Source organism: Aeromonas sp. sif2416, from assembly GCF_019218665.1.
GTDB lineage: Bacteria > Pseudomonadota > Gammaproteobacteria > Enterobacterales > Aeromonadaceae > Aeromonas > Aeromonas encheleia.
Genome location: NZ_JAHUXC010000010.1, coordinates 12,944 through 28,633 on the forward strand (window position 1 = coordinate 12,944; position 15,690 = coordinate 28,633).

The window sequence follows — 15,690 nt, forward strand, 5'->3', positions numbered from 1 at the left end:
AAGAGGCAAGTCGCGGCGCTCGAATGGGCCCCGGTGAGGGGGCCCGATACCCGATGCGTGCGCTTGCCATCGGCACAATCAAAGTCCCATCAGGCGGCAGGTGCCGGGACGGCGGCATCGGGTGCTGCCTGCGGGCCCTTGTTGTACTCCTGCTCGAAGTACTCGCGCACCATGGGGGCCGACAGACCGACCACCACCTGCAGGTTCTTGCCCGAGCGCATGACCCCCAGGGCACCGGCCTGTTTGAGGGCCTTGTCATCCTGTACCAGGGTGGAATCCTTCACTACCAGGCGCAGACGGGTCTGGCAGTTGCCTATGGTCTCGACGTTGTCACAACCCCCGACACAGCGCAGGATGGCGGCAGCCCGGAGGCGATCCGGCTCCTGGCCGGCCACGGCCTTGCCAGACTGTTTGTCACGGTAGTCCTGCTTGGAGTAGAGACGCACGTCGTCTTCCTCTTCCTCATCGCCACGACCCGGGGTCAGGAAGTTGAACTTCAGGATCATGTAGCGGAACACGAAGAAGTTGATGGCGGCGAAGCTCAGGCCCAAGGCCAGGTGGATCCAGATCAGGTGAGCGTGGTTCTTGGCGTAGAAGACCCAGTTGAACAGGATGATGTCGTTCAGACCACCGCCCATGAAGCCGACCACGCCGGACAGATAGAGCGCCACGCACAGGGTCGCACCTATGATGGCATTGACCAGATACAGCACAGGTGCCACGAACAGGTAGGTGAACTCGATGGGTTCGGTGATGCCGACGGCCATGGCGGTGATGATGGCCGGGATCACCAGGGCGGCGATCTTGCGCTTCATCTTCTGCTTGGCGGTGGCATAGATGGCGAGGCCAGCCCCCAGGGAGCAGAACACGCTGATGTTGCCGTACAGGGAGTAACCGGCGGCCGGGAACTGCTCAACCAAAGGCACGGTGGAAGCCGCATAGGTGGAGACGTTCTCGATCCAGTGGGTGTAGAGACCACCATCGACCACGGCCGGGCCGAAGAAGAAGGGGAAGTAGACGAAGCGGTGCAGACCGGTCGGCACCAGCAGGCGCTCCACGAAGGCGAGCAACCACATGCCGAAGGCATCGGCTTCAACATAGAAGCCCTGCATGGCGTTGATCCCGACCTGAACCTTGGGCCAGAACTCGCAGGTCAACCAGGCCATGGGCAACATGACGAAGAAGGAGATGATGAACACCAGGCTCATGCCCTGGAAGATGGTGAGGTAATCCGGCAGCTTCTTCTCGAAGAAACGGTTGTGGATCCAGGTCACCACGCCGCCGATGATGAGCGAGAAGACGATGCTGGTATCCAGTGTCTTGATGCCCCCCACCAGCGCCAGGCCGCTGGCGCCGCCGACTTCCTGATTGAAGTTGACCCCGAACTCAGGCCCCCAGAAGGTGAGCATGCTGTTGGTAAAGTAGTTGTAGGCCATGTAGGCAAAGAAGGCGACCAGCGCCGCCCGGGCCTGACCCGACCTGGCAAGACCCACCGGGAGTGCCATACAGAACAGCAGCGGGAAGTTGCGGAAGATGGTCCAACCACCCGACTTGATGATGGTCATCACCTTGAAGAAGTTGGAGTCGGGATGGGCCAGATCGCCCATGATATCGGGCATGGTGAGCAACCCGGTGATGGCGAGCAGCAAACCGGTAAAGGGTAAAAAGGCAATGGGGACAGCCATGGCACCGCCAAAAGTCTGGAAGGCCCCCATAAAGTTCCGTTTGGACATCAAATTTTCTCCGAATGATTACAACAATAAAGTGTTCAGGCCAGCCACTGGCCCTGCTCCAGCTCGAGCAGCAGCAACATCGTCAACGCCTGGGCATAGGGCACGGGCGCCATGGCAATGTCGCAGTAGTACTGATGGTCATGACCCACCATGGTCCCCTTGGAGGCCTCGAGGACGATGCCGTCCCCGTCGATACGCTGCCAGACGGCACGGGCCGCCCGCAGGGCAGGCTCAACCACGGCCTCATCCAGCAGGCCCAGGCGGACACCGCGCAACATGCCATAGGCGATCCCCGCCGTGGCCGAGGACTCCTGGGGGGAGAAGGGATCATCCAGCACCGTGTGCCACATGCCGTTGTCGGCCTGCAGCTCGCACAGGGAGCGCACCTGGCGCGCCACCACCTGGGTGAAGTAGCGCCGCACGCCGGCGTCCAGGTGATCCCCCATCAGATCGATGAACTCGGGGATGGCCACCGTGATCCAGGCGTTGCCCCTGGCCCAGAAGGCCTCGGCATAATGGTGCCGGTCGAGGAAGGTCCAGCCGTGATACCAGAGCCCGCTCTTGGGCTCGCTCAGGTAGCGGGTGTGCAGCAGGAACTGGTAGACGGCCTCGTCGATCAGATCCTGCCGCGCCAGCACTATCCCGGCCGTGCCGAGGAACAGGCAGGTCATGAAGAGGGTGTCATCCCAGAGCTGGCCGGTGTTGGGTTGCTCCTTCACCACGTGCTGGAAGCCGCCCTCTTCGGTTCTGGGCAGGTTGGCCAGCAGATCGTCGGCCCAGGCATTCACCGCCTCGCGCAGATCGGCACGGCCGCTGTGGCCCGCCAGCAGCGCCAGGGTGATCATGGGGGCCGTGGTATTGATCTGCATGGCGGGCAGCCCCTTGCGGATCTGGCCTTCGTACCAGGCCAGCAACGAGGCTTGCAGTTCGGCATCGTCCTTGTGCCGGGCATAGCGCCAGAAGCCGTAGAGCCCGACCCCGACCTCCCACTCCCACTGCTCGAACTGGATGGCCAGGCCCTGGCTGGCGGTCAGCTCGCCCATGCCTTTGAGCTGGCAGAAGCCACGGACCACCCGCTCCAGGGTGGGGATGAGTGCTTGCTGTTTCATTGTGCCTCTCCACGATAGGTGACGATGGGATCGCATCCCGCCTCGGCGGGGAAGTGGTGCGAGACTCCCTCGACCTGGCATGCACCCTGCCAATCCAGACGCATGAGTTCGCTCTCTGCGGTGCCAGCGATGGCCGTCTCGCCATCGAGGTGTACCTCGAGTGCGGCCATGCGTTGGCAGAAGGCCGCGAAGGCCGCGTCGTCGCCATGGCCGACCTCGATATACCAGGCAACCCGATGCGCCTTGGCGCGATATTCGTTGCCGGCGGTCATCCCGGTCGTCACCGCGCACAGGGGCGCCGAGCAGCCGATGGCGGCGAAGGCATTCCCGGCCCGGATCAGGCAGCCGTGAGTCGTCGCGATCACCTGATCGAAGGCCTCCGCCGGCAGGTAGAGGTGAGTCCAGGGGAAGGGATCATCCTCGGCCAGCCGATAGAGCTGCAGGGTGCGGTTTTCCACCTGCATCACCCGCGGCAGCACGCCGTTGCCGGACCAGTAGGAGGGGCGCTGTTCACCGCCGGGTTCGGCTTCGCCCGGGTGGTTGACCCAGAACTTGGCGTCGTGACCGGAGGCGAACTGCACATCCACCAGATGCTGCTGATGGCCGCGTTGACCGGTATGGTGGTCGACGCAACTGGAGAGGCTGACCCCCGGCTCCTTCCAGACGACGATCTTGCCGCCACCCGCCTGATAGCAGGCCACCAGGGTGCCCTGTTGCAGGGTCGCGTAGCGGTCAGCCTCAACCGGCGGCTGATAGTCGCTGGCACAGAACAGCGGCAGGGAGGCGCACTTGCGGTTATACCAGCCGCCGCCCCAGGCGACGTTGCCGTAGGCCGACAGCTCGGTGAGCACGCCAGCCAGCAGCTCCTTCTCGTAGACCCGCCCCATGGTGCCGGCGGCAATCCCGTCCTGATAATGCAGGGCGCTCAGCAGCATCAGTCGATCGATGAGCCCCTTGGCGCGCTCGCGCACCCAGGCATCTTCCGCCAGCTGATAGAGTGCAAAAAGGCCGATGTAGTCGACCGGATAGTAGGGCGCCGAGTTCCATTCGACGAAGCCGTGCCGATCGATGGCATCGAACCACAGCGCCAGGCGCTGCGCCGCGATGGCACGCTGCTGCTCGCCGCTGCGCCCCGAGGCCAGGAAGCGCTCATGGGGGAACATCTGGCCGGCCAGGTATTGGGCGGTATGGAAGCAGAGGGTATGGTTCTCGCTCCAGAACCACATCACGTCGTTACCCGGCTCATCCAGCCAGTAGCGGTAACCGAGGATGGAACTGCGCACCCGTCGCCACATGGCGGGCTGGAAGTGCTCGCCCTGATGGCGTTGCCAGATCCAGAGCAGCGGGACCAGGGAAAAGTCGGAGCAATCCTCGCGGGCGCTGATCCGTGCCAGGGTATCGAGCAGCAGCTGATCGGCCTCGGCCGTGAGCTCGCCGCACTGCAGCATGGCCAGCAGGCGGGCGGTGCGATCCATGCCATGACGGGCGGTGTGCCGCAGCGCCTGCTGCTTGCGCTCGGCCAGGTTGCTGGATGACTCGGCATTGCCGAGGGGCTGCATGACGTTGACACCGAAGCTGCGGCTGATGGCAACACCAGCACAGCTCATGTTCAGCACAATCTGGTAGTGCGCCGGACCGATGTCGGCGGGGAGATCCAGAGTCAGCAGCTGGCTGCCCGGCGAGACGGTGCCGAAATCCACCCGGCGCGGTCTGAAATTGTCATTGCCCATGCCGTGGATCTCGCCTTGCAGGCGAACGGGGTGCGTCGGTGCGGCCACGCCGAGCCGGATCCTGGCTTGGTTGTGCCAGGCGGTGAGTTCGGGGCGCATGGTGCCGGCAAACTGGCACAGCTCATCGAGCACGGCGGCATCGACATGGGGCAGCGAGACCCCGAGGGGCACGTGGCCACGGTAGATGAGTCGCAGCGCAAACACCGTATCCCGCTCAAACAGCTCCTCCAGATGGACAAGCAGGGTGTTCTTGCCAGCCTGCAAGGGCAGCATGAGCTCACAACTCTGCAGCTTGTTGCGGGTGAAGGGGGTGAACTGGGTGATGGCCAATCCATCACACCAGAGCCGGACACCACCGCAGGTCGACAGCTGGAAGGGGTAGTTGCCCGCCTCGTCGGCATGCAGCTCCACCTCTAGCCAGCGCTGCACATGGAATGGCACACGCTGGAAGGAGGAAAAAGAGACGGTATCGCTCTCGCCGGTGAAGCTCACCTGGGTGCGCGGCAGGGCTTCAGCCGGCTCGACGGTGCGCTCGGCCATCTGCTGGCGGAAGACTCGTCGGCAGAATGCGTCCTCTTGCGGCCCCATGCCATTCTGGAAGCGGTAATCCATGGTCATGTCCATGGCTTCACCGGCAAAAAATTCGGCGAATCGCTCCTCGCGGGGGGCAGATACGCAAAAACGGGTGAGTGCCGAATCCGGCTCGAGCACCCAATTACCAAGCTTCATACAACTCTCCTTGAAGCTATTAACACCCAGAGGGGGCTATCTATATTGAGTAACCAGACGAACCCCTTTTTATGTAATAAAAAGGGGTCGGTCACCTTAATAAGTCTAAAAACCAGATGGCCGTGTTCCTCAGCGGCAGTCGATGAGAGTCATTGTGGCATTTGACATCTGTTTTAAGCCTTCATTCAAAGCAATGATGCAAACTATGACGCGATCGGCAATATGGTCGGGTCAGCCGGCTCATATTTCCTGAACTGGAGCATAACAATCTCGTTCGTTCATCCGCTCACGGAATAATGTCAATTTCAGATAAGTCGACATTCTGTGACACAAGACCCATATTCAGCGATGCATATCCAACCATAATGAATAACAGGGGCCATTAGATTCCCTTGTTCGCACATCTTTCACGATTCTTAAATTCGTCGTGCAAGCGGATTGAATTGGCACCAGCTTGCAAGAGTGCTGTCGTTATTCACTGACTCCAATGATGCTTGATACATGGCTGATGGTGACATTGGTACATCTTACCGGCGGGGTGGCTCAGAGTTAGAAGATGTACTCTATCCCTACGCGCCAGCGCCACTGCCAATCATTGGGGTAGGGGTTGTCATCTGCCGGATCGTTGTATGACACATAACCGATCTCGGTGAATGGCCGCCAATTTTTATTGATCGGGACGCGAATGGTGACGTTATTCAGATAAGAATATTCTTCGCCATTAAAGTCCGGGTAATCGAGCTTTTTATATTCGAAGTCATAGGCAACAGACCAATTTTCCGCATTATAGCCGAGGTAATAGTTCAGCTGGAAATAATGGCCGTTTTCCTTGTTGAGCGAATCGTCGTAGTTACGCTGTCCCACCCGGAAACGTGCGGCGGTATAAAAGTTGGGATTGAACCAATAAGTGGGTTTGAAGTGAATGCGCAAATCTTGCACGTCATTGGTGATCTCGGTATTGAAACCGGCTTCCCACCACCATATGTCATTGGGCTTGGCAAGATAGGTCAAGTCATATTCGGTGCCCGTGGTGTGAAGTTCATCGAAGGCCCCTTCCCCTTCACCTCCACTGGTAAACTTGGATTCGACACCAACCCCCCAGCCATTATCGAAGCGATGAGAAACCACCAGACGATCGCTTTGCTGATCCTGTTTCTCCAGGAACTCGTGTCGGTAATTGAGGCTCAATGCATTTGCATTCATGCTGGTGAGCGCCGAACAGACGGCAATGGCTGCACATGTGAATTTCAACTTCATACCTTTCGATCAATCCTATGAAAAAAAGCTACTGACGGTGGTCCCATTGCCAGATAGCGCATGTGGCTTTCAATCTGGATCGGACTCGTTAGGGCCAATTTTGGTGGCAGGCCACGGCAGTGGGTCCTGAAGGCCAGCGCGAGCATCTGTACGACGCGTCGACTAGTTTCATTTTTACCGGGTTTTTGCTTTTCAAAACGACGGTTCAAATATAATTCATCTGGTGTTTCATTTGCAATGGTGGTGGCATGACGACATCAGAAAATGGGATCTGTATCTACATAAAATGAAACGTCGTTTCTATTGTGTGTTTTGGAGGGGGCTGACTGGAGCTTGGTGGGGCGGCGAGCTTGTTCAGGGGACGGGGGTTAGAGCGAGACGTCCGCGAGGAGTCAGAAACAACCTGGCCCTCGGGAAGAGGACCAGAGGAGGGTATTAGCACTGAGTCAGCGCGTTCAGCCTTGACGTGCCTTGAATCTGGGGTTGCTCTTGCAGATCACGAACAGCTTGCCGCGTCGACGCACGACCTGGCAATCCGGGTGACGTGACTTGGCCGATTTCAGGGAGGAGAGTACTTTCATGCCGGCTCTTTTCCTTTGTTGAAGAATTGCCCGAAGCGTTGGCCGAAGCGGGCTACTTGTCCCTCCTTGCCGACTTGTTTCTGCTTGCCGGTATAGAAGGGGTGAGAGGCACTGGAGACATCCAGCGTCACGTAGGGATAGGTGTTGCCATCTTGCCACTCCTTGGTGCGATCGGTCTTGAGGGTCGACCCTATCAGGAAGTGAGTGTTGGTGGTCAGATCGTGGAACAGTACCTGACGGTACTCAGGGTGAATATTGGGGCGCATGATTCTCTTCCTGTTGTTATGTTATAACAAACCAATTGTGCGACAGGTGAGAATCAATATCAATCCATTTTATGCCGAGATCTTATCCTGCCGGATAACGGCACCTGACGGACGCAATACAAAGTTAAGGAAATGCCCTCATCCGGGCTGTTGCGGGGAGATTTATTGGACGGCACGAGGTGAAACTAGGGTGGGCGCTTTACTTTTATAGCTTACTGTATAAAAATACAGTCATATATCATGGAGAAGTATCCTATGCGTCTGGAAATCATCATCGACAGAAAACATCAGATCCCCACCACGACCATGGAGGCGCTGCGCCAGGCGCTGCTCAAGCAGTTGGGTGAGAAGTTTCCCGATCTGCACGTGCGGGTCGCGCCGGGCAGCGCCATGGCGCTGACGGTCAGTCGCGCCAGCAAGGAGGACAGGGAGCTGGCGGAGGCCATGGTGCAGGAGGTGTGGGAGAACGCCGACAGCTGGATGCCCGAGGCGGAAAACGCCGACGCCTGAGCCGTCATCGCGGATGCTAGTGCCCGGCAAATGGCCGGCTCAATCCGGATCAAGCAAAACGCAGCCCTGGGCTGCGTTTTGCGTTTATGGATGAGCTGCTGTCAAACTTGGCCGACCCTCGACCCTCGACCCTCGACCCTCGACCCTCGACCCTCGACCCTCGACCCTCGACTTTCAACCTTCAACCTTCAACCCTCGACCTGCAGGCGCGCTCAGAGCCCGCTCCAGCGCTTGAGGCTGTCAACTTGTACGCGATGGTCGGCCTGGGCGATGTCGCCATTGGCGCGTAGGGCCTTGAGGGCGATGGGCAGGGCGCTGCGCACCTCGTCGGCAGTCATGCCGGCATGCAGGGCCGGGTGATAGGCGAGCTTGAGCAGCACGTAATCGAGCCCGGTCGGGAAGCTGTCGATGCTGTGGTCGTTGAAGATGGAAGGGAACACCTTGTCCGAGTCGTTGGGCAGTCCCATCACCTGGGTGAGCTCCTCCACCACGCAGTCCAGAAAGCGGCCCTTGGTCCGGCTGTAGTCCACCGGGATGATGATGGTAGCGCGGGTGATCTCGTAGCGGGCATTGGTCGCGAAGTTGGCCAGGCAGACCCCCTCCTTGAGGGCGATTTTGACCGATTCATCCTTGCCAATGGTGCGGCTGGCCCAGCTCGCCATCTGCTGGCGTCGGGTCATGATGAGGGTGAGGTTGGGCTTGTCGCCGACCAGCAGTATGGGTTGGCCGGTGATCCTGGCCAGGTGCTGGCTCTGCACCCTGACCACCTCGGCCTGCAGCGGCTTGTCACCGAACTCGTTGATGAGCTTGAGGCGGATCGGCCCCTGCCAGCGGGAGAAGCGCACATGCTGCTCGTGGCCGTATTCCCGCTTCATGGCGACCTCGAAGAAGCTCTGGGTCAGGTAAACATCGCTCTGCCAGCGTTCGGCCGCCGGCAAGGCGCAGGGCAGCAGCAAGGCGAGCCACAGCCCCAGCATCCGGCCTGGTGCGAAATGACGGCCGGATCGCCGTGCACGCTGTCGCCATGGGATCATGGGGCCTCCTTGCAAGCGGTATGGGTCAGCGCTGGGCTCGCTCGATATCACGCCAGGTGAGCCAGAGCCTGAGGTCGAACTCCAGTTGATGATAGTCCGGTTCCATGTGCTGACAGAGCTGGTAGAAGGCCTTGTTGTGATCCTTCTCCCTGAGGTGGGCGAGCTCGTGCACCACTATCATCTTCAGGAAGGCGGGATGGGCCTCCTTGAACAGGGCGGCGATGCGGATCTCGTTCTTGGCCTTGAGCTTGTTGCCCTGTACCCGGCTGACATAGGTGTGCAGGCCGAGGGCATCCTTGATCACGTTGATCTTGCCATCGAAGATCACCTTGGACAGTGGCGCCGAGCTCTTCAGGTAGCGGTTCTTCAGCTCCATGGTATAGGCCAGCAGCGCCTTGTCGCTCTGGACGAGGTGGGTGTCCGGGTAGCGTTTGGCCAGCATCTCGCCGAGCTTGTCCGCCGCGATCAGCTGTTGCACCTGGGCCTTGAGCGGCTCGGGATAGCCGCCCAGATAGGTCAGTTCCGCCATGATTCGTCACTTTTCACACAAAAAAGAGCGCCATTGTAGTCATCAAGCGCCGGCTTGGAAACAGACAGGCCGCCCTGGCGTCGCGCGCGCCAGCGAAAAGGGCCGCCATTGTTGCCAACGACGGCCCTCTCGGGGGTCTGTATTCACAGCCTGGCTCAGCGCCGGCGGTAGAGGCCCGGATCCACTTCCTGGTAGCGATCCGTCAGATATTGATAGAAGGCGAGGCTGGAGGGGGAGCTCGGCTGCTTCAGCTCGGCGGCCACCCGCTCCGGCTTGGCGATGATGAACTTGGGATCCTGGCGCTTGATGTCGGCCAGCACCCGCTCGCGCACGTCATAGGGCGGGTTGACGTTGGCGAAGAACAGATAGGCGGAGGCGGGCTGGCGATCGGTCCACAGATAGTATTGCGGCTGGATGCCATCGACCCAGATCTTGTCGGTCGGCACGGTTTCGGCCTTGATCCGATCGACCCGCACCTGGGCCGGCGGGTTGAACGGCTGGCCCTTCAGGGTGCCCTCCCAGGCGTTGTTGACCAGCAGGGCCAGCATGGCCAGCGAGGCCAGCCAGGGGGTGGCGCTGCGCACGTCCCAGGCGCGCCACAGGGGCACCAGGATCAGCACCGGCAGGGCCCACAACAGGCTGTTGCCGAGCACCTCCCGCACCCGCTCCAGCGACCACTCCTTGGTACTCCAGCCATAACCGAGCTGCTGGGCCAGCAGCCAGCTGGCGGTCAGCACCACCAGCGAGATGCAGAGCAGGCCTAGCGCATCGGCCTGCTGCTCGCTGCGATCCAGCAGGCAGGCGAGCGGCAGCAGGGCCAGCGGCAGGTAGAGCACGTCGTAGTGATCGAACACATGGCCGGAGACCGAGTTGGCGACCAGGGTAAACAGCACCCCGAACAGGGTGGCGAACAGGGCGGGCAGGTACCACTCCTGGCGGCGCCCCAGCATCAGCACCATGAAGGCAGGCAGCAGCATGATGAGGCCGGTGCGCAGCAGGCCGACGGCCCCCACTTCCGGCGAGAAGCCGTTGCCGTAGCTCCCCTCGAAGAAGATGCCGAAGGCGTAATACTGGAATTCGGCCAGCAGCCCGTGGTGCTGGAAGTAGGCGAACAGCGGGCCGCCGATCAGTGCCAGCCCCAGCAGGCTGCTGCAGAGCAGGCCGAAGGCGCAGCGCCACTGCTCACGCAGACACCAGTGGCAGAACAGCACCAGATACCAGGCGCCCCAGAAGGCGCCGTTGTTGGTGCGCATCCAGGCCACAATGGCGAAGGTGATGGCCGCCACCAGCGCCGGTCCCCAGCGAAACTGCTTGTCCAGCAGCATGGTGATGAAGGCCCACTGGGCGATGAGGGCCAGGTAGAAGGTCCAGTCCTCGGTCATGTTGCCGTAGTAGTAACGGGTGCCATAGAGCGCCAGCACCGCCAGCATGCTGCCGAGCCGGGCCTGCAGGGAGAGGCCGAGCTGGGAGAAAGCCTGCCAGCTGGCGAGCAGGCCGAGCCAGCAGAGCACCCACTCCAGCAGCCAGATCCCGAAGAAGCCACCCAGGTGATAGCCGAGCGCATCGAGGGCGAAGATCATGGGGCCCTTGATGTCGATCATGTCCCGATAGAGCACGCCCCCCTCGCTCCACATCTTGCCCATCACCGCGAACAGGGAGGCGTCAAAGCCGGGGGCCATGCCGTGGAACAGCGGGTTGCGCAGGCAGAACAGCAGCGCCATCAGGGCGGTGAGCAGGATCACCAGCGGCTTGAGCCCCGGATTGTGGCGCTGAGGGGCAAAACGGATGGCGTGATTCATGGGTGACCAGTTCCTGCAGGAAAGACGAGAAAGCGGGCCTATCTTGCCGAGGCTGGCAGCCTGATGCAATGGGGCGAGGGAATGTGCTTGAAATAATTTATAAAAGTATCGTTTTCAGTGCCCGCATTGTGCAAGACGAACAGCGGGACCCGGTGTTGCCGAGGCCGGCAGCCCGATGCAATGGGGCAGGGAAATGTGCTTGAAATAATTTGCAAAAGTGCCGCTTTCACGAAGCAAAGCGGCACTTTTGCTGGAATTTGGCCGGATGAGGGCCTCACTCCATGGCGCGGTCGCCATGATATTCCACCAGGGCCGGCAGGGGGGCGAGCTCGGGCAGATGGCGGGCCCAGCGGATGAAGGCATCGGCCAGGGTGATGCCGAGTTCCTGATTGTGCTGGGTCAGGGTGCGGGCCAGCGCGGTGTAGCCCTCCTTGCCGGAGGCGGTGTAAGCGCTGGAGACCCCCCGATAGACGGCGTCGGCCTCGACTGCTTGCCACTGGCCCGGGCTCGTCTCCCACTCCAGCCGGGTGATCCGGCTCCCCTTGGGGCGGTCGGCCCGGTAGCTGAAGCGCACCCCGGCGGTGTAGGGGAAGCTGCCGCTGCCATTGCCGATCACGCCGTTGTTGGTGGCGTTGTCGATGGCCCCCTCCAGCGCCTCGGCCAGTTCATGACCGTGGACCCGGTAGAGGGTGAGCGGGATGGCGAACGGCAGCAGGCGGCCGGCAATGTCCGCCTCGCTCAGGGGACCGGGTTCGAGGGAGCAGCGCACCCCGCCGGCGTTGTGCAGCGCGAAATCCACCTGACCCACCTGCTCTCGGGCGGCGGCCAGCATGGCATGGGCGACCAGGGGCGCCACCTGGCTGCCGGCAGGCAGCTGGGCATCGGGCAGGCGCTGATGGTGCAGTGGCCCGGCGAGGCGGGTGACGATGCGCTTGGTCATGGTCTCGAGTTCGGGCCGGTAGCGCTTGGCCAGGCGTTGCTCGAGCTCGGGGGCGGGCTCGCAGAAGTGCAGCCCGGCCGGGGGCGGGGAGGCGAAGGGCCAGGGCTGCCAGGGCAGCCACTCCAGTTGGCCCTTGCTGCGCCGCACGCGTCCCTTGTCGTCGAACTCCAGCTCGCAGACCCCGAGGCAGAGCGCGCTGTGGGCCGCATGCAGGATGGCGACCCCCTCGACCATCAGCGGGTAGTCTCCCTCGCTCGCCAGCCCCAGCGGAGCCAAGTCCCCCAGCTGGCTGTGGGTGTGGCCGCCGACGATCAGGCTGAGCTCGGGGAAACGAGCCGCCAGTCGCTTGTCCTGCTCGAGCCCGAGGTGGCTCAGCAGGATGATGTGCTGGATCCCCTGCGCCGCTATCTCGCTCAGGGCGGCGGTGAGGGTCTGCTCTATGCCGTGGAACCGGGTGTGGGGATCCGGGCTCGCGATGGCGGCCATCTGCGGCAGCGTGATACCGAGCAGGGCGAAAGGCACGCCATCGATGACCCGCTTGTGCCAGGGGCGGCTGGCATCGAACAGCATGGGCAGGTCCCGCAGTCGCAGCGGGGCATCGGCCGGCTCCTGGCTGCTGTCGAGGTTGGCGGCCAGCACCGGGAAGTCGAGCTGGCGCAGAAACTCCACCAGCGGGCCGTTGCCGAGATCGAACTCGTGATTGCCGATCACCATGGCATCCGGTCGCAGCAGGCGCAGCAGGTCGGCGTTGGCTCGCCCCTTGAAACGGTTGAAATAGAGCGAGCCCTGGAAGGTGTCGCCGCCGTGCAGCAACAGGCAGGTCTGGCCGGCGGCGGCAGACTGCCGGCGCAGGGCGTCGAGTCGGGTCAGGATGCGGGCATAACCGCCACACTGGGTGCGCCACTCGGTGTCGCCTGCGGGCAGGAAGCGCATGGGGGCGCCATCGAAATGGGAGTGGCAGTCACTGAAGTGGGCAAGTTGAACCGTAATACTCATCTCGGTCCTCCTTAGAGAAAAAGAGCACCGAGTCTACTGCAGGGAAGGGGGGGAAGCCAGCCCGGCGGACGCCGGGCTGGGAAAGTGTCAGGCGGGTACCATTATCTGGGTGGCGAGGATCACCACCAGCAGGCCGACCGCGACCGGCACCGAGGTGCGCTTGACCACCTCGAACGGCGACAGGTTGCCCATGCCCGCACAGGCGACCACCACGCCGGAGACCGGGGAGATGGTGCGACCCAGGTTGGAGGCCTGCAGCATGGGGATGACCAGGTAGGCGGGGTTGACGCCGAGGCTGGTGGCCAGGTGCGGGATCAGCTCCACGAAGGCGTAGAAGGGGGCATTGCCCGAGCCCGTGGTGAAGGCGGCCAGGGTGGTGATGACCACCAGCACCAGCATGATGACGATGCCACCGGTGCCGAAGCTCTGGGCCAGATCCAGCAGGTGGGCGATGAAGCCGAGCCCCATCAGCCCCTGGGCGAAGACGCCGGCACCGACCAGCAGCATGACCACGCCGGCGAAGGCGTCCGCCATGCTGCGCCAGCACACCTGCAGGCCGTCGAGCAGCTCCTTGCCGTTGCGCTTGCGCACCAGCTCCAGCAGGGCGGCCAGCACCAGACAGATGACGATGATGGTCACTATGTCGAGCTTGGGGCCCACCTTGCCGTCAAACAGCAGCACGCCGATGATGGGGGTGAACGGCAGTATGGCGTAGAAGCTGGGGGCATCGGTGATGAGATCGCTCGGGGCGACCGCCTCGTTGTGCTCGCCCGACCTCTGATCCAGATAGCGCTGCCAGAAGAAGTGAGCCACCGCCATGGCGGCGATGGCCACCAGCGAGATGGGCAGGGTCAGCTTGAAGGCGAAGTCGAGCAGCTCCATGTTGGCGGCCTGGGCGGCCATCACCACGTCCCCCGAGGTGGGGGCCAGGATGATGGCGGCCGGGGAGGCGCACACCGCCGCCGCGGCGCCACGGGAGATCCCCATGTTGACCATCAGCGGGAACAGGGTGGCCATCAACAGCACGCCGAGACCGGTGGCGGAGCTCACTGCCAGCGACATGGCACAGGCCACCAGGTAGGCGGCCACCAGCAGTATGTAGGGGGACTTGATGATCCCGAGCGGCTTGCTGGCGAGTTTCACCAGAATGGTGTTGGCGCCGATATGGCTCATGTAGCCGGCGAAGCCGCACAGCACCATGATCAGCATGCCCAGGCCACCGCCTCTGTCTACCAGCAGGTAGCGCACATACTCGAACACGTCGGTGGCCACGTGACCGGTCGAGGCGACGCTGGCGGGCAGCACGGCCTTGCCCATCAGGGCGGTAATGGCCAGCAGCAGCAGGCCGCCGCTGAGCAGCACCCCGGTCGCCGAGTAGCCTTTGAAGATGTAGCGTCCCACGGCCAGAGTGACCAGGGTGCCAATAAGCAGTTCCATCATAGACAAGTTCCTGAGTACGACATGAAGGTGGGACATTTCCGGCGTTAACTTGGTGGTTAATCTGGCCTGTGGCGAAATGTACCGGTAAAAACGCGGCGATTATTATCCAATAAGAGGTAAGCGACCATGATGTCGGTCATCACTTGTGATCCCGCCTGCAAATCTCGGTGCCCGGCCGGGGGGCGAGATCTTGCCCGGTTGCCGCCGCGGATGACGACAGCAGGTGACAGTCGTCGGGATCGCGGTTAATCTCCCATCCTGAATATTAATTCATTGATTCTTAATCGAAATAACGCTGGGACTCACAAGGGGCAAGGCCGCGAGCAGATGGGACTTTTCAGCAGAATAGGTATGGTGGCGGCCCTGATGTATGCCGCCTCGAGCGGGGCAGAACCCTCCCATTATGCCGGCATCCGGGTCGCCCCTGACATCAAGGTCGATTTCCAGTTTTATCGGGTGTCGGGGGCCGATGTCGCGACCGTGATGCGCCAGATAGCCAGGCAGGCACCGGCCCAGGCCGGCGGCCACATCGGCAAGGCCAGCTATCAGCTCTCCTGGCAGTTGCAGACCCGGCCGACGGCGTCGCGCTGCGAGCTGGAGCAGGCCCGCGTGACGGCCCGCATCGGGGTTCGGGTGCCGAACTGGATGGACAAGGCCAAGGCGTCCGCCGGCGAGCAGCAGAAATGGGATCGGCTGGTGGCGGCCATGTTTGACTACGAGAGTCGTCACAAGGACATACTGCTGGAGAGCGTCAGCCAGCTCGGCATCCGGCTGGCGCAGCTACCGGTGGCGCGGGATTGCGCCGCCTTGCAGTCCGAGGGCTGGCAGCAGGGGCAGGCGGTGCTCGCCAGCACCCGCGAGCGCTTCGCCGCACTGGCGCAGCAGACCGAGCAGGGCCGCAAGCTGGGGGTGATCTGGCCGCAGGGGAGCTGATCCCGCCCATCGCACGTTTACGCCAAGCAGTCGCGCTAAAAGAAACGGGCTACCCGCAAGGGAGCCCGTTTCTTATTGGCCGAGGTGGTGATGAGGGAACGGCT

General features: G+C 62.0%; 13 protein-coding genes. 2 read left to right on the plus strand and 11 right to left on the minus strand.

Annotated elements, in window-relative coordinates; all coding sequences use genetic code 11:
- Positions 1-89 precede the first annotated feature (89 nt).
- The 6 genes from KW821_RS16550 to KW821_RS16575 all read right to left on the minus strand — a co-directional run bounded on the left by KW821_RS16550 (position 90) and on the right by KW821_RS16575 (position 7,405).
- The gene (locus KW821_RS16550) at positions 90-1,733 is read right to left on the minus strand and encodes an alpha-glucoside-specific PTS transporter subunit IIBC (RefSeq protein WP_252994447.1); all 1,644 of its coding nucleotides are present in this window, start codon (positions 1,731-1,733) and stop codon (positions 90-92) included.
- A gap of 35 nt (positions 1,734-1,768) precedes the next feature.
- Positions 1,769-2,842 (minus strand): glycoside hydrolase family 105 protein, encoded by a 1,074-nt coding sequence (locus KW821_RS16555; RefSeq protein ID WP_218292225.1) that lies wholly within the window; start codon positions 2,840-2,842, stop codon positions 1,769-1,771.
- Positions 2,839-5,301, minus strand: a complete 2,463-nt coding sequence (locus tag KW821_RS16560) for a hypothetical protein (protein WP_218292226.1) — start codon at positions 5,299-5,301, stop codon at positions 2,839-2,841. Before KW821_RS16560 ends, KW821_RS16555 begins: the two co-directional genes overlap by 4 nt.
- A gap of 549 nt (positions 5,302-5,850) precedes the next feature.
- Positions 5,851-6,558 (minus strand): oligogalacturonate-specific porin KdgM family protein, encoded by a 708-nt coding sequence (locus KW821_RS16565; RefSeq protein ID WP_218292227.1) that lies wholly within the window; start codon positions 6,556-6,558, stop codon positions 5,851-5,853.
- 455 nt (positions 6,559-7,013) lie between these two features.
- Entirely contained in the window at positions 7,014-7,139 is a 126-nt protein-coding gene (gene ykgO, locus KW821_RS16570) for a type B 50S ribosomal protein L36 (RefSeq protein ID WP_042653589.1), read from the minus strand.
- Positions 7,136-7,405: a type B 50S ribosomal protein L31 gene (locus KW821_RS16575; RefSeq protein WP_042653590.1), complete on the minus strand. Its 270-nt coding sequence runs from the start codon at positions 7,403-7,405 to the stop codon at positions 7,136-7,138. Before KW821_RS16575 ends, ykgO begins: the two co-directional genes overlap by 4 nt.
- Positions 7,406-7,660: 255 nt before the next feature.
- On the opposite strand from KW821_RS16575, the gene KW821_RS16580 reads away from it, so the two are divergent.
- The gene (locus KW821_RS16580) at positions 7,661-7,915 is read left to right on the plus strand and encodes a DinI family protein (RefSeq protein WP_042653591.1); all 255 of its coding nucleotides are present in this window, start codon (positions 7,661-7,663) and stop codon (positions 7,913-7,915) included.
- A 212-nt stretch (positions 7,916-8,127) separates the two neighbouring features.
- On the opposite strand, the gene KW821_RS16585 is transcribed toward KW821_RS16580, so the two are convergent.
- From KW821_RS16585 to dcuC, 5 genes are all read right to left on the minus strand, one after another.
- Positions 8,128-8,892, minus strand: a complete 765-nt coding sequence (locus KW821_RS16585) for a DUF2927 domain-containing protein (protein WP_218292283.1) — start codon at positions 8,890-8,892, stop codon at positions 8,128-8,130.
- 82 nt (positions 8,893-8,974) lie between these two features.
- Entirely contained in the window at positions 8,975-9,478 is a 504-nt protein-coding gene (locus KW821_RS16590) for a M48 family metallopeptidase (protein WP_042653593.1), read from the minus strand.
- A 155-nt stretch (positions 9,479-9,633) separates the two neighbouring features.
- Complete coding sequence (locus tag KW821_RS16595; protein WP_218292228.1) at positions 9,634-11,277, minus strand: hypothetical protein; 1,644 nt, start codon at positions 11,275-11,277, stop codon at positions 9,634-9,636.
- Between the two features lie 274 nt (positions 11,278-11,551).
- A complete protein-coding gene (locus KW821_RS16600) occupies positions 11,552-13,213 on the minus strand; it encodes a bifunctional UDP-sugar hydrolase/5'-nucleotidase (RefSeq protein ID WP_218292229.1) in 1,662 nt (553 codons plus the stop codon).
- An 87-nt stretch (positions 13,214-13,300) separates the two neighbouring features.
- Positions 13,301-14,653 carry an anaerobic C4-dicarboxylate transporter DcuC gene (gene dcuC, locus KW821_RS16605; RefSeq protein ID WP_218292230.1) on the minus strand — a complete coding sequence of 451 codons (1,353 nt, stop codon included), beginning with the start codon at positions 14,651-14,653 and terminating at the stop codon, positions 13,301-13,303.
- 327 nt (positions 14,654-14,980) lie between these two features.
- Here dcuC and KW821_RS16610 point away from each other — a divergent pair, with 327 nt between their 5' ends.
- A complete protein-coding gene (locus KW821_RS16610) occupies positions 14,981-15,586 on the plus strand; it encodes a DUF922 domain-containing protein (RefSeq protein ID WP_042653597.1) in 606 nt (201 codons plus the stop codon).
- Positions 15,587-15,690 lie beyond the last annotated feature (104 nt).

What these genes read in the sequence shown, in the direction of transcription:
- KW821_RS16550 (WP_252994447.1), bottom strand. Translation starts at nt 1,733, where the DNA reads ATGTCCAAACGGAACTTTATGGGGGCCTTCCAGACTTTTGGCGGTGCC.
- KW821_RS16555 (WP_218292225.1), bottom strand. Translation starts at nt 2,842, where the DNA reads ATGAAACAGCAAGCACTCATCCCCACCCTGGAGCGGGTGGTCCGTGGC.
- KW821_RS16560 (WP_218292226.1), bottom strand. Translation starts at nt 5,301, where the DNA reads ATGAAGCTTGGTAATTGGGTGCTCGAGCCGGATTCGGCACTCACCCGT.
- KW821_RS16565 (WP_218292227.1), bottom strand. Translation starts at nt 6,558, where the DNA reads ATGAAGTTGAAATTCACATGTGCAGCCATTGCCGTCTGTTCGGCGCTC.
- ykgO (WP_042653589.1), bottom strand. Translation starts at nt 7,139, where the DNA reads ATGAAAGTACTCTCCTCCCTGAAATCGGCCAAGTCACGTCACCCGGAT.
- KW821_RS16575 (WP_042653590.1), bottom strand. Translation starts at nt 7,405, where the DNA reads ATGCGCCCCAATATTCACCCTGAGTACCGTCAGGTACTGTTCCACGAT.
- KW821_RS16580 (WP_042653591.1), top strand. Translation starts at nt 7,661, where the DNA reads ATGCGTCTGGAAATCATCATCGACAGAAAACATCAGATCCCCACCACG.
- KW821_RS16585 (WP_218292283.1), bottom strand. Translation starts at nt 8,892, where the DNA reads ATGCTGGGGCTGTGGCTCGCCTTGCTGCTGCCCTGCGCCTTGCCGGCG.
- KW821_RS16590 (WP_042653593.1), bottom strand. Translation starts at nt 9,478, where the DNA reads ATGGCGGAACTGACCTATCTGGGCGGCTATCCCGAGCCGCTCAAGGCC.
- KW821_RS16595 (WP_218292228.1), bottom strand. Translation starts at nt 11,277, where the DNA reads ATGAATCACGCCATCCGTTTTGCCCCTCAGCGCCACAATCCGGGGCTC.
- KW821_RS16600 (WP_218292229.1), bottom strand. Translation starts at nt 13,213, where the DNA reads ATGAGTATTACGGTTCAACTTGCCCACTTCAGTGACTGCCACTCCCAT.
- dcuC (WP_218292230.1), bottom strand. Translation starts at nt 14,653, where the DNA reads ATGATGGAACTGCTTATTGGCACCCTGGTCACTCTGGCCGTGGGACGC.
- KW821_RS16610 (WP_042653597.1), top strand. Translation starts at nt 14,981, where the DNA reads ATGGGACTTTTCAGCAGAATAGGTATGGTGGCGGCCCTGATGTATGCC.